General features: G+C 54.2%; 13 protein-coding genes. 12 read left to right on the top strand and 1 reads right to left on the bottom strand.

Annotated elements, in window-relative coordinates:
* Nucleotides 1–111: 111 nt before the first annotated feature.
* Nucleotides 112–1200: a 3-deoxy-7-phosphoheptulonate synthase gene (locus JCM12296_RS01235; RefSeq protein ID WP_054689009.1), complete on the bottom strand. Its 1089-nt coding sequence runs from the start codon at nt 1198–1200 to the stop codon at nt 112–114.
* A 328-nt stretch (nt 1201–1528) separates the two neighbouring features.
* Here JCM12296_RS01235 and JCM12296_RS37705 point away from each other — a divergent pair, with 328 nt between their 5' ends.
* The 12 genes from JCM12296_RS37705 (at nt 1529) to JCM12296_RS01285 (ending at nt 13371) form a co-directional block, all read left to right on the top strand.
* Nucleotides 1529–1753, top strand: a complete 225-nt coding sequence (locus JCM12296_RS37705; RefSeq protein ID WP_157067280.1) for a hypothetical protein — start codon at nt 1529–1531, stop codon at nt 1751–1753.
* 147 nt (nt 1754–1900) lie between these two features.
* The gene (locus JCM12296_RS01240; RefSeq protein WP_054689011.1) at nt 1901–2371 is read left to right on the top strand and encodes a hypothetical protein; all 471 of its coding nucleotides are present in this window, start codon (nt 1901–1903) and stop codon (nt 2369–2371) included.
* 108 nt (nt 2372–2479) lie between these two features.
* Nucleotides 2480–5089: a PKD domain-containing protein gene (locus tag JCM12296_RS01245; RefSeq protein ID WP_054689012.1), complete on the top strand. Its 2610-nt coding sequence runs from the start codon at nt 2480–2482 to the stop codon at nt 5087–5089.
* Nucleotides 5090–5250: 161 nt separating this feature from the next.
* Nucleotides 5251–5733: a hypothetical protein gene (locus JCM12296_RS01250; protein WP_054689015.1), complete on the top strand. Its 483-nt coding sequence runs from the start codon at nt 5251–5253 to the stop codon at nt 5731–5733.
* A complete protein-coding gene (locus tag JCM12296_RS01255) occupies nt 5703–6506 on the top strand; it encodes a hypothetical protein (protein ID WP_054689018.1) in 804 nt (267 codons plus the stop codon). Before JCM12296_RS01250 ends, JCM12296_RS01255 begins: the two co-directional genes overlap by 31 nt.
* A 488-nt stretch (nt 6507–6994) precedes the next feature.
* A complete protein-coding gene (locus JCM12296_RS01260) occupies nt 6995–7708 on the top strand; it encodes a VPLPA-CTERM sorting domain-containing protein (protein WP_054689020.1) in 714 nt (237 codons plus the stop codon).
* An 87-nt stretch (nt 7709–7795) separates the two neighbouring features.
* Nucleotides 7796–8416 (top strand): hypothetical protein, encoded by a 621-nt coding sequence (locus tag JCM12296_RS43160; protein ID WP_246803893.1) that lies wholly within the window; start codon nt 7796–7798, stop codon nt 8414–8416.
* Nucleotides 8416–9096, top strand: coding sequence for a substrate-binding domain-containing protein (locus JCM12296_RS01265; RefSeq protein WP_281491894.1), 681 nt, complete (start codon nt 8416–8418; stop codon nt 9094–9096). Before JCM12296_RS43160 ends, JCM12296_RS01265 begins: the two co-directional genes overlap by 1 nt.
* A gap of 368 nt (nt 9097–9464) precedes the next feature.
* Entirely contained in the window at nt 9465–10301 is an 837-nt protein-coding gene (locus tag JCM12296_RS01270) for a peptidylprolyl isomerase (protein ID WP_157067281.1), read from the top strand.
* Nucleotides 10302–10350: 49 nt separating this feature from the next.
* Nucleotides 10351–11700 (top strand): thioredoxin family protein, encoded by a 1350-nt coding sequence (locus JCM12296_RS01275; protein ID WP_054689025.1) that lies wholly within the window; start codon nt 10351–10353, stop codon nt 11698–11700.
* 158 nt (nt 11701–11858) lie between these two features.
* Complete coding sequence (locus tag JCM12296_RS01280) at nt 11859–12350, top strand: POTRA domain-containing protein (protein ID WP_172683715.1); 492 nt, start codon at nt 11859–11861, stop codon at nt 12348–12350.
* Complete coding sequence (locus JCM12296_RS01285) at nt 12310–13371, top strand: ShlB/FhaC/HecB family hemolysin secretion/activation protein (protein WP_054689029.1); 1062 nt, start codon at nt 12310–12312, stop codon at nt 13369–13371. The genes JCM12296_RS01280 and JCM12296_RS01285 overlap by 41 nt, the downstream gene beginning before the upstream one ends.
* Nucleotides 13372–13406: the final 35 nt, after the last annotated feature.

The following is a 13406-nucleotide window of genomic DNA, read 5'->3' on the forward strand; positions in this document are numbered from 1 at the left end:
CAGCTCCAGCCGGGGGAAGGGTAAACTTCAGTGCCGCATGAGTTTGCCGTATCCTGTAGGAGCGGTCCTTGGCCGCGACAATCGATCCATATCCAATTGCCCTGCGGTGAATTACAGGCAACTGGCCATCTGGCGGTGGGCGGTGAGAAGAATCGCTTCGGTCTCTTCCCAGCCGATGCAGGCATCGGTGATGGAGACGAAGGGATTGAGATCTTCCTTCTTCGTCTCTCCGTAAACGAAGGGCTGCTTGCCCGCCTCGACATTGCTCTCCAACATCATCCCGCAAATCCTTCGGTTCGGCTGGATATGGATGCCGTTGGTATGCCCGATGCGTTGAATCAGCACATGGTTGAAGACTTCACCCTGCTTGCGGTAATCCTTGCCGGAGTTTTTATGCGAGCAGTCGACAATCACGGATTGTTGCAGGGATGGATGCTTGGCCAACATCTCGCAGGCTTCGCTGATGCTGACCGGATCATAGTTGGGCCGTTTACCGCCGCGCAGCACGATATGGCAGTAAGGGTTGCCGCTTGAAAACACCCGGGAGGTGACACCGAAGGGATCGTTGCCGATAAAAACCTGCGGGGTGGATGCCGCCAAAAGGGCATTGATCGCCGTGTTCAGGTTGCCGTCGGTGCCGTTTTTAAACCCCACCGGCATGGAGAAGGCGCTGGCCCATTCCCGATGATTTTGCGATTCGGTGGTGCGCGCGCCGATGCAGGCCCAGGCGATCAGCCCGGAGAGGCGTTCGGCGGCCGTTTGGCTCAGGATTTCCGTTCCGCAGGCCACTCCCATCTCGTTGAGGTTCATGAGAATTTTTCTGGCCTTGCGTAGCCCCTCGTCGATGTCGAAGCTCTTCTTATCGATGTGCGGGTCGGAAATGAGTCCCTTGAACCCCACGTTGGTGCGGGGTTTCTCGAAGTAGACCCGCATGACCAGCTTGATGGTCGATTTCACCTTTTCCTGCAGGCCGGCCAATCGCTCGCCATAGGTCACTGCCTGCCGATGGCTGATGATCGAACAGGGCCCGGCGATGATCAGCAGCCGGGGGTCCTTTCCGTCCAGAATGTCCTTGATCGCCTGACGGCTGTCAAGCACGGTTTCGGTCGCTTTTTCCGTCATCGGAAATTCTTCGCGCAACTGTTCCGGTGTGATGATGGATGTGCGCTTGAGGACGTTTAAGTCATAGGTTCTTTTCATTGTCTACGCTTCTTTCATATAGATAGTCTGTATGGGATCGATTTATGTAAAAGAAAGTTCCGTATCGCTTCGCTTCCCTCTACCACAATCCCCATGCCAACTCAATCACCGATCACGGCATGCAGAAATGTAACTCCGTGAACCGGATCCTTAACAATCATTAATCAAATATTCACATTTAGCTAATGGAGTCCTAACAGGAACATTTTAAACCGTAGTCTCGTTCATGCGAACGATTCTTCTTCTGGCCCGTTCGTCGGGACAATCATCGAAAACAATAAGATAGAGCACCGACCGATCAACCGAATCGTTGCAATGACGGGTTGCGGTGGCAGCCGAAACGCAGGGTGACGCGACGATTGTATCTGCAGGATGGACAATGCCCGCTCAAGTCATACACAAGCCAAAGACAAAAAAAGCCGATAAACTCAAGCAGCTTTACGAGTATCTGTCAAACATTCGTGATGAGAACTTTACCGGTTATATAAAAGTCAATTTTTCTCAAGGTAATATCGGACGAGTAGAGAAATTCGAGGAAATTTTGAAAAAATGAAGCGCTGTGTGTGTAACTTTGGGGTTATCGATTTTATTAAACCATTAGGGCTTGAAACATCGATATGAACATTAACAACGATGCATCCGGATGTTTTTCCTATAAACGAAAAGGAAACGAAACGTGTGGTGGAATTCTCTTGCTCGCATGAATGCCATTCGCCCGTTAGCTTTGATTATTTTTGTGGTGTCTATGATTGCGGGTTGTGCAGCAATGCGCTCCGATATCAACCCAAGTTCCGGGTTCCGGGATATTGCATGGGGCACACCACTTGAAAGCATACCGGATCTGAACATCATTCCCAGGGGGAGTGCGCGATGGAAATGGGCCGTGCGCGAATCCGAAAACCAGCATATCGGCAAGGTTTCCGTGAAAAAAATTGAATACATTTTTGTCGATGATGCATTTGCCGGCGTAAATGTCGATTTTTCTGGATATGAAAATCTCGGTCTTCTCATCAAGGCGTTTGAGAAAGATTATGGTCCGCCAAGGATTAGAAACGACAAAATGAAAATGCTGGCATGGAAGCTGGAAGGAACCACTGTTATGTTGCGATACTACGATAAACAAAATCTTGGAAACATAAAATTTACCCGAGATCAATCAATGCAAAATTGACCTTTTGAAAAGAAATAAAGCAATACCTGGCAGATCGCTTTTGCTCACTGGTAATTCAAGTTGGGTAATGGGTTAAGGCCTCGATTCTGCGTGTAGAGAATAATCATTATGAAAAATATTATTGTGTTGTTGGCCACCATTTTGGCCGTTTTGATTTCTGCAAGCAGCGTTATGGCCGATTTCGTCTACGGCACAAACAGTTCGTTAACCCTATCTGTCTACAATGAAGCCACCAACGTCGAAATCGGGTATGACCTCGGCATTATCGGTGCCGGATTATCCCTGAGTGCGGTGAACCAGGTGGTTGGCGGCGTGACAATAGATGTTTCCGATACGGATGCGACGGTTGCCCTTTTTTCTACAAATACGCTGTACTACAGTTGGTTTGGCCTGACCACAGAAACCACGCCAGGTATCTCCACCAGTGCTCTCAGCAATTTCAACAGTGGGGTCCGCAGTATAATGAATTCTGGGTATCTAAATGGCGACTCACCGGTGGAAATTGCTGCTAGCGCTCCCAAAAGCGCCAGTTCTATCATGGGGGATAACGGAAGCTACTGCGGTATTGTTTACGGTGGTAACCCAGCCCTTCAACCAAACCTGAACGGCATTGCGGATGACGGCCATGTCGACATATTCCTGTATCAATACGACCTTCTCACGCTGAACACGGGGGCTGACCCCAGTACTGATTATGTTGCCGTTATCCGCATCAAGGCTGACGGCAGCGTCGTATTGAATCCGATCATCGACAAGGATCCGGTCGCCAATGCCGGCGCTGACCAGAGTGTCGCCGAGGGTGCTTTGGTGACCCTCGATGGCAGCGGATCCAGCGATCCCGAGGATGGCGACAACCTCACATATGCCTGGGCGCGCAAGGACAGCGAACCCGTTTCCGTCTCGCTGTCCGACCCCACCGCCGTCAAGCCGACGTTTACCGCCCCGCAAGTCGGGGCTGACGGTGTCACGCTCAGATTCGGGTTGACGGTTACGGACAGTGCCGGCAATACTTCTGATGAAGATACGGTACGTGTAACGGTGAACAATATTAATCAGGCCCCCACGGCCGATGCCGGCGCTGACCAGAGCGTTGCCGAGGGCGCATTGGTGGCCTTGGACGGCAGCGGCTCCACGGATCCAGAACAGGCCGGGGACAGCTTGTCGTACGCCTGGCATCAGGAAGCAGGCACGGCGGTTGCCTTGTCGGATGCATCGGCCATCACGCCCACCTTTGCGGCGCCGGCAGTGGACGCCGATGAAACCCTGGTGCTTCGGCTGACCGTGACCGATAGTGGCGGGCTGACAGATGACGATACGGTCAGCGTTAGCATTCGATTCGTCAATCAGGCGCCCGTCGCTGTAGCTACACCAGAATCACAGAACGCCAATGTCGGCGATACGGTTACCCTGAGTGGGGCCGGCAGTTACGACCCCGACGCGGGTGATTCCATCGTCGCCTACAGCTGGGAGCAAATCGGCGGCAGTCCGGCAGTGATCCTGAATCCGTCAGCCTCCTCGGCACAGGTCTCCTTTTCGGCGCCTTTGACCAATGCCACCCTCGTCTTCGCGTTGACAGTCACCGACACCCATGGCGGAAATCATACGGCGACCGCTCAGGTCAATGTCATCATGGGGACGAACCAGCCTCCGGTTCCCGACGCCGGCGACGACCAGACCGTGTTCGAGCGAACGATCGTCACCTTGGACGCGAGTGGCACCACCGATCCGGACGGTGTGGAAGACATCGTCAGCTACGAGTGGGAGCAGACGGAAGGAACGGCCGTCGCGCTCTCCGACGTTAATGCCATCCAACCAACCTTCACGGCGCCTGCTGCCGAAGATGATTTCCACCTGACGTTTAAGCTGACGGTAAGGGACAGTGCCGGTTTCGCGCCCACCGGTACAGTTGCCATCACCGTCTGGTCCAATCATCCGCCATCGACACCCAGCGTCAACACACCGGCTAATAGCGGTGAGGTAAACGGCCGGATTCCGCTGCTCTCGATCAACAATGCAAGCGACGCCGACGGTCATGAGCTCGACTACACCTTCGAACTGTATGGGACTTCGGATCTTACCGATCTGATCGAGAGCGCAGTCGTCGACGGCTCCGGCGATTCCACCACCGGTTGGCAGACACCCGAACTATCGGAAAACACAGCCTACTACTGGCGCGTCCAAGCCTCGGACGGGATCGATACCAGCGACTGGATGGACCTGGCGGAATTTTTCGTCAACGCGACCGAAGAGCCACCAGGACCACCCGCACCATCCTCCCCCGTTGATCAGGCCGTCGTGACAACGCTGACCCCGACCCTGGAGGTGACCAACGCCACGGACCCGGACGGTGACCCGCTAACCTACGAATTCCGCCTCTATGACACCGAGACGGCGGAAATAGGCGGTGATATCCAGCGCAGTGTCGCGATAATTGGCGAAACAGATGGTACCACCGGTTGGCGGGTCAGTGATCCCCTTGTCGAGGGGCAAACCTATTGGTGGCGGGCGGCGGCCACCGATGACACCGGCCTGACCGGTGATTGGAGCGCCATGGCTGGTTTCACGGTCAATGCCCAGAACAACGCTCCGGACCCACCGGTTCTGCTTTCGGTCAGCGATGGATCCGATGTCGCGGAGCTGGCGCCTGAACTTCTCATCCAAACGTTACCGACAGCGATGGGGATCCCCTGGTCTATCTGTTTGAAATCGATAAGGTAAACACCTACAGCAGCGAGAAGCTGGCTCAGTCCGGCGGCATCGCTGCCGGTGCCGGCGGTACCACGGCCTGGCGTCCGGGGACCCTGGCGGACAATACCCGCTATTACTGGCGGGTCCGGGCCTATGACGGTCAGGCATACAGCGCATGGGAATCCGGTGAAATGTTCATTAATCTCGCCAACGATCCGCCCTCCGTGCCCAAAGTGTTCACGCCAGCGGACGGTGGCGTGGTTACCACCCGCAGACCCACCCTGGTGGTGTCGGCGGCCGAGGACGTGGATGACGGTGCTTCCGAAATCACCTACGACTACCGGCTGTTCAGTGAAGGCGACCTCACCACCCCAGTGGACGAGGAATACGACGGTTCCACGTCCTGGACACCCCAGAGTGCCGATCTGGAGAACAAACATCGTTATTTCTGGCAAGTTCGTGCCTATGACGGCCATGATTTCAGTACGTGGTCGGATCTTTTCACATTCACCATCGACGCAAATTTTTACCTGCCGACCACACCGGTGATCAATCAGCCATACGACGGTGGCACCGTGGCCAGCACGACGCCGGTGCTTAGCGTGATCAGCGCCACCGATGGCGACGGCGAAGCCTCAGCATCGTGTTCGAACTTTACGCCGACGAGAACCTGACCGAGTTCGTGGCTGATCATGAAGCCGTTCAGGGAACGCTGATCACCTCCTGGAAGGTGCCAACGGTATTGGACGACGGGGCCACCTATTACTGGCGGGCAAGGGCCACGGACGGGGCTCTGGAGAGCAGTTGGACCAATACCGCAAGCTTTCGGGTCAACTCGGACGGCGGTGATACGGCGGTCGAATTCACGGTGATCAAGGTCGTCGTCGCCGATTCTGACAGCGAAACCAGTATTTCCATCGATGACGGCAATCTGTCCGGCCTCCGCATGACCATCCCGGCAGGGGCGTTGAGCGAAAGCACCACCGTCTATATCGGTGAGGCCACCCGCGCTCCCGCGCTTCCGGAGGGGACCCAGGCCTTGGGCCCGGTTATTGAATTCGGGCCATCCGGCATGGAATTCAACGCGGAATATCCGGTGGAGGTGAGAATTCCCTATGATTCTGAAAAGCTCGCCTCCTCTGGTCAGGGCTCGGCGCAAGGGGCGCTACACCTTTTTACCTACAGCGTAACCGAAGGCCGCTGGAAGGACAGCCAGGAAGATGAGGGTGTCAGCATTATTATCGATGTGGATCCGGTGGACAACGTGCTGATTTGCAGATTGAGCCATTTTTCTCTGTATACCGTGGCGATTCCCGATTCGACTGGCAGCGGCGATGGCAGTGGTGGCGGTGGTGGTGGTGGCTGCTTTATCCAATCCGCTGGTGGGGGTGGGTCGATCGCCCTATTTCTCCGATTGATGACCAATTTTTTTATTAACCAATTATAAACGTGATCATAATATCTTGCTAACATTCGACCTGTAAAAGAGAGTCGAAAGAAAAACGCGATTACACAATCCAACTGACAGGGACCTTTGCTGACTCTAAAACAGAGCACCAGAAAGCCCGGTAGACAAATCTATAACTGTCTGCCGGGCTTTTTTTTTTCACGATAACGCAAAAGGGGAAAAGGGGGTGATAAGGAAAACAAAGAACCACGTCTTAGCAGTACATCAGGCGAAATTAATGAGAACTCTTGACCAATTATGTCAAACCTCCAGAAAAAGCCAAACCCCGGGTGACCGAGGGACGGAAAGATTCAGGTCCTGAGCATGATCGATCGAAGGGCGCAAAGACAGACGGTCCAATAAGTCTATGCTGATGGTAGACTGGATAAGACTTAAAAGTCTCAAGCCTGCGCCAGATCACCCAAGCATCGCACAGGATGGCTGATCCGCCTGGAAACCAAATCACACACTATTTTTGGAGGTTACCAATGAAAAAGGTTGTCGTTTTTTTAGCTGCTGTTTGCTTCTCGGTCGTTTTTGCAGGCAATGCCCTGGCTGATTTTATTTACGGTGCAAACAGCACACTGGCCCTGTCTGTTTACGATGAAGCCACCACTATTGAAACGGGTTACGATCTCGGCATCATCGGAGATGGCCTGGACCTGTCCTATGAGGGTTACCTCACCACGATCGATGTCAGCGATCTCAACGCCACGGTGGCTCTCTACTCCACCAACACAGCTTACTCCAACTGGTTTGGCCTGACCGTCGAAACCACTCCTGGAATGGCCATTAGCGCGCTCTCAAATTTCAACAGTGCTGTGCGTAGTATCTGGAATGTTGGTTATGCAAATGGAGATTCTCCGGTGACCATCGCTACTACAAATGTGAGAAGCGCTTCCACTCTTTTAAGTGATACCGGTAGCTACGCCGGTATCGTAAGCGGCGGCACCGCTGCCTATCAGCCCAGCCTGAGCGCTCTGACCAACGGCGATCTGTACATTTATCTCTACCAGTATGATCTTGCCACCCTGAACCAGGGCTTCGATGCTTCCACCGACTATGCGGCCACGCTGATCATTCAGCAAGACGGCGACGTGTTTCTCAACGGTACCGGTGCTGAAGTTCCTGTCCCCGCCGCTGCTTGGCTGCTGGGCTCCGGTTTGCTGGGGCTGATCGGTATTCGTAGAAAAAATTGCTAACCCGCATCGCCTATCGGTTAACTTACGACGATGGGAGATGCGTGACCTATGGAAAACCAACCATCATACGGTTAAAGGAGAATCAAAATGTTTAAGAAAGTCATGAAAGGCGCCATGATCGGCGCCGCTGCCCTCACCTTGGGCGCGCCGGCTCAGGCCGCAGACATTACCGTCAACCTCTTCGGCGCTTCCGCCCAGTACGAATTCTGGACATCAGCCGCGCCCGCATTTCTGGATAGTGTTTGTAACGGTCCCGTCCTGCACGCCAAGGGCTCGCTTACCGGCGTGGATGGAACCCGTGACACCGGTATTGCCATGGCCACGGACTGTCAGGGTGTCGGCGACAACGTGACCTTCACCTATACCACCTTTTCCTCCGAGAAGGGCATCTTGGCGGTTTCGAATCAAGCGGGCTACGACGGTTGCGGGACCGGTAGAGCCAGATCGCCAATGTCAACAACAGCACCTTTACGACTTATCCGGCTGCCGCCGGCACGGTCAATGGGCTGGTCTGTGCCGACATCCAGATCGGCGCTTCCGACGTGGCCGGCGAAACTTTTGGACAGGAATCTCATGGCCAGTTGCTGGGCCCCAACGGCGGCGGATTCGTCGATTATTATGCCAACCCCGTCGATACCGACGGATTGGACAATTGCCGCCCCATCAATGTGCCCTTCTCCTTCTTCGTTCATCAGGGCACCGTGGTGATGGACGGTCTCGACCTGGCCAGTGATGCCACCTGGGGGTCTTATTATGACTGGTGGCCGATCGGCGACAGCAAGGAGAACCTGACCCGTATGATGGCCACCGCCATTTTTTCCGGCCAAGTGAATGACTGGAGCGACTTCGGATACCCTGCGCAGGCAATCAAAGTCTGCTTGCGTCACGCCGGTTCCGGTACCCACGCCACCCTGGACGCCGATGTCATGCGCGGTGAAGCCAACCTGCTGAAAGACGAACATACTGCCACCGATCCCCTCGTTATGCTCGGTTATGTTCCAGAGACCTACTTCAACAAGGGGTCCTCGGACATGATGAGGTGTATTCGTGACGCCGGTGCCGGCGCCGTCGGCTACGCGGACTCCGACAAGAACGGTGCAGACCGTGACGGTTCCGACGGCAGCTACTCCACCGTTCGGCGCATCAAGTACATGGGTAAAGACGGCGTTGCCTACACCCTGATCAACGGCATGTACGACTTCTGGTCTGCCCAGTGGCTGTACTTCCTTGAAGACGAAGATGAGGCTGTCAAGGCAAAGATCCTCGAACTGTGTGCCTTTGCTTCTGATTCTGCCAACATGCCGGAGAGCCGCCGCGCTTTCTGGACCACCGCCGACGAGATGAAGGTCCAAAAGGCAGACGATTTTACCTGGCCGACCTGGAAGTAGCATTTTATCTTTAGCAGTTGACATTTCATCAGCGGCGGGTCTCTTCGGAGGTCCGCCGTTCCTTTTTTTTCTCATCTCATCCAAGGGATAAACTGGGTTAAGGCGTTTCAGCGTATTTTTTTTGCTTGTATGCCATCATTCTAATCATCGGCTAACACCCATGTCGGAAAAGACGTTTTTCAATGATCCGAAAGTGGGGTAGTGCGAGTATTGCTTGCCAACAATGCATCAAAATTTCCCAACGGTTGAATGTCGTTCAACGTTGCTGACACGATGGCGACCGATTGAGCAAGGAGCAATTGTCGACTATGTTTAGCCATGGCATTGATACGTTCAGGACGTTATGCAGAATACCGGCTATAGCCATCATGGGGGTTGCGCTTTTTTTCGGATGCGCGACAACGTCGTCAAGAATGGATACCATCGCTTCGGGCGATACGGTGCAAGTCAACTACACCTGCCGCATCGAAGACGGCTCCATTCTGGTGACTACCCGCAAGGAAGTGGCCCATGATGCGTCGGCCCGCCTGTCCCATGCCTATATTCCGCCCACGTCCTATGCACCCGTCATGATCCCGGTGGGCAAGGAAGTTCGGTTACCCGACAAACCGGTGGTCCATCCGTTGACCGGTGAAATTGCCGTTTGTTTGTCGAAGCAACTCGAGGGGCTGACCTATGAAGACACCCACCATCTGACCGTCACGACCGAAGCTGTTGCCGATCTTCCCAAAATGGAGCGCTACATGCAGTATGCCCGCACCATGCGGCGGCCCAAACAGCGCAGCATTCCCAAAGCCCAGTTCGTCGCCAATACCGGCCAGGAGCCGGTGGCCGGCGCGACGCTGTTTGCCGATCGGGCAATGCCGTGGAAGGTACTGAATGTAAGCGCGGACAGCGTGGAAGTTCAATACCTGCTCACGGAAGGCCAGAAGGTGATGATGCCCTATGGCGAGGCAATGGTCCGCGACCGGGGCGATCACTACGACCTGGAGATCGAGGTTCGTCCCGGCGATCTGGTACGCGTCGGATCTTATATCGGTCGTATCGTCGATATCAGCGACAAACTCTTCTTCGTGGACTTTGAGCATCCCTTTGGCGGACGCGAACTGGCCTGTGAGGTGACGGCCACGCATATAAACGAATCCCCTGACAGAATGAAGGATCCTGCGTCTGAAGGCAGTGATAACGCGGTGAAAAACCAGTGAACGGTTTGCGCCCATTCGGCCGTCAATCACATAGATGAAGGTAAGCCTCATGAATTCCATCCAGATCATCAAGCTTCTGATGATCGCCGCATGTATCGTTATGACAACCGCTGTGTTAACCATCGCCTCCCAAACCGGCGATGCCGTGACCCACGGTAACGTTATCGAGGCCGAGGTCAATGATTTTGAGCAGCTCAAACAAATTATCGAAAAGGCCTCCAAGGAAGCCAGGGAAAAGGGAAGAATGTCTATCAACATTCACCTCGCTGAAGATCCTGACATGGTTCAGCCGGCCGACCTTGTGGCGGTGGACTACACGGTTTTTGATTCGCGGGGACGAATTGTCTACGCCACCCAGCCGGAGATGTTCGCCCACATTGATGTCCGTTACCGCGATCCTTTTGCCCAGGCCGGAGCGGCCACCGGAAGCGAAACCGTGCTGGCCGGCTTCGCCGGCCTGTTTCCCGGATCTGGACAGGCCGTCCTGGGGCTGCGCAAGGGCGAGCGCAAAACAGTAATGGTGCCGGCGGATAAGAGCTTCGGCCCAAGGGATGAGAAGAAGATTAAAACCTATTCCCGCCAGCGAACATTTCCCCGAACCGCCGTCATTCCGGTTGACGCTTACATCAAAACCTTTGATGATACCCCGGAAACAGGCCAACAGGTGCGTCTGTCGCCCTATTTTTCCTCCCGCGTTACGGGTATCAAAGACGGCATGGTAAGCTTGGAAAACATCGCTACTGACGGCGATATCGTCGAGGATGATTTCGGTGTAGCCACGATCAACGTGGAAAACGATCGCATCGTCATCACCCTGGATCCGGTGATTGGCCATCCATTCAAGGTTGATGACAATCGCGGCATCATCAGTAGCAAAACAGACACCCATTTTTATGTGGATTACAACCAGCCGCTCGCCGGAGAAGACTTGCGGTTTGATGTGACGGTGCGTGACCTGAAGAAATTCAGCACATTCGAGAAAATCGAGATTCCCTGGATCGAGGATCATGAAACGGCCATGGATTTGGCTTTCCAGGAACAAAAACCATTGGTCCTGTTGCTTTATGCCGACTGGTGCCAGTGGAGCCAGAAAATGCTGAATCACACCTTCAAAGACCCGCGCATCAAACGGTTCCACGATCGATTCGTTTGGTTGAAGATCGATTCCGACAAAGAACGGATGTATAAAACGGTGTTCGAACAGAAGGATTTTCCTATGATCGTTTTGATGGACAACCAGGGAGAAATTCTTGAAAAAATAGGTGGCTTTCAGGATGGCGGCACGCTGTCGCTGAAACTGGATCGGGTGCTGGCCGGCAAACCGCTTGAAGAACAAACGGCGATTCATACCGCGAATCCATCCGCTTCCTCAGCGCAGCATTGTCAGTCGGTGAATTAGGCAACTTTCCAAATATAAACTCGTTTCACACCGAATTGCGGAAAAAAATGAAGAAGACCCATTCAACGGGACGACGCGAAAAATGCCATCGGAAACTCATTTTCAATTGGGTTTATGGACTGATCTCACTCCTTGTCTTCTCGGTTGCCCAACCTAACTTGGCCCAGTCTGATGACGAAACGATTCGCTTTCGGATTGAAGCGTTCGAGATCACCGGTAACACTATCTTTCCCGAATCCACACTGCTGGATGAATTGCGTCAATATCAGGGAGAAGACAAGACTGCCGAAGATGTGGAAAAGGCCCGCGCCACCCTGGAACGCTACTACCACCAGAAAGGATACCCCACGGCTCTGGTCAATATTCCCGAGCAGACGGTGGAAGAGGGAATCATTCGCCTGAAAGTGATCGAGAGCAAAATTCGGCGGGTGCGTATTACCGGCAACCGCTACTTCACCATGGAGAAAATTCTCAATGCTCTGCCCACCTTCCAGGAAGGAAGAATTCTCTATGTTCCCAACGTGCAGACCGAACTGGCCGACCTGAACCGCAACCCTGACCTCAAGGTGGCCCCGGTGCTCATGCCGGGCAAGGAACTGCACTATCGATGTGGAGCTCAAGGTCAAGGACAAGCTGCCCCTGCACGGTAGCCTGGAACTCAACAACCGCAACACCCACACCACCACCGAACTGCGGCTTAACGGCATGCTGCGCTACGACAATTTGTGGCAGAAGGACCACTCCCTGTCCGTTCAGTTTCAGACCTCGCCCCAGGACACCCAGGAGGTAAAGCTCTTTTCCGGCTCCTATGTATGGCCCTCCTTTTTCAGTGCAGACAACATGAGTGTGCTTTACGGCGTGTTATCGGACAGCGATACGGCCTTTGGGGGGGACTTTACCGTCGTTGGGAAAGGGTCCATCGTCGGGTTTCGCGAGATCATCCCACTGCCCCGTGTCGGTGAATACGCGCACAATCTGTCCCTCGGCGTGGATTACAAGGATTTCGACGAAGATCAACGGTTCGGCGAGGAATCCGAAACCGTCCCCGTCAGTTACCTTCCGCTGAGTCTTTCCTACAGTTCTTCCGTGAAGGGAGAAACCGGTGTCACACGCTTCAACCTTGGTTTGGGGCTGGCGCTAAGGGGGCTGGTGAGCAGCGAAAGCGAATTCGAATACAAGCGCTACAATGCCCGGGGAAATTACGTGGTGTTGAGCGCGGGGCTGGAACGGATACAGAACCTTCCCGGCGGGTTGAGCCTGCAGGTCAAGGCCAATGGGCAACTCGCGGATCAACCCTTGATTTCCAACGAGCAATTCACCGCCGGCGGCATGATGAGCGTTCACGGATTCAAGGAGAGTGAAGCCAGCGGTGACAATGGGGCGCTCGGCAACGCCGTGCTGAACAGTCCGGACCTGGCGGGCCTGTTCGTTGCCGATAGCCGCTTTAAGATTAACCTAAATGCTTTTTATGATGCGGCCTACCTGTCCAAAAACGACCCCCTGCCAGGAGAGGACGGTGAAACCAAATTGCAGGGGGCGGGTGCCGGCCTTCGGCTGGCCTGGGGCAACCGATTTGAAGCCGTTGTGGATTGGGGCATGGCGCTGGAATCCACCACGGATACCGAATATGGGGATCATGTTGTCTATTTTTTAACCAAACTTCAATTCTGATGAAAGCGATTGTCGATATCGACGCGGAAAAGCAC

The organism is Desulfosarcina cetonica JCM 12296 (genome assembly GCF_001311845.1).
In the GTDB taxonomy this organism is placed as follows: Bacteria; Desulfobacterota; Desulfobacteria; order Desulfobacterales; family Desulfosarcinaceae; genus Desulfosarcina; species Desulfosarcina cetonica.

Bases quoted from the DNA above. Each gene is read 5' to 3' on its own strand.
- JCM12296_RS01235 (WP_054689009.1), bottom strand. From the start codon at position 1,200: ATGAAAAGAACCTATGACTTAAACGTCCTCAAGCGCACATCCATCATC.
- JCM12296_RS01240 (WP_054689011.1), top strand. From the start codon at position 1,901: ATGAATGCCATTCGCCCGTTAGCTTTGATTATTTTTGTGGTGTCTATG.
- JCM12296_RS01245 (WP_054689012.1), top strand. From the start codon at position 2,480: ATGAAAAATATTATTGTGTTGTTGGCCACCATTTTGGCCGTTTTGATT.
- JCM12296_RS01250 (WP_054689015.1), top strand. From the start codon at position 5,251: ATGTTCATTAATCTCGCCAACGATCCGCCCTCCGTGCCCAAAGTGTTC.
- JCM12296_RS01260 (WP_054689020.1), top strand. From the start codon at position 6,995: ATGAAAAAGGTTGTCGTTTTTTTAGCTGCTGTTTGCTTCTCGGTCGTT.
- JCM12296_RS43160 (WP_246803893.1), top strand. From the start codon at position 7,796: ATGTTTAAGAAAGTCATGAAAGGCGCCATGATCGGCGCCGCTGCCCTC.
- JCM12296_RS01265 (WP_281491894.1), top strand. From the start codon at position 8,416: ATGGACGGTCTCGACCTGGCCAGTGATGCCACCTGGGGGTCTTATTAT.
- JCM12296_RS01270 (WP_157067281.1), top strand. From the start codon at position 9,465: ATGGGGGTTGCGCTTTTTTTCGGATGCGCGACAACGTCGTCAAGAATG.
- JCM12296_RS01275 (WP_054689025.1), top strand. From the start codon at position 10,351: ATGAATTCCATCCAGATCATCAAGCTTCTGATGATCGCCGCATGTATC.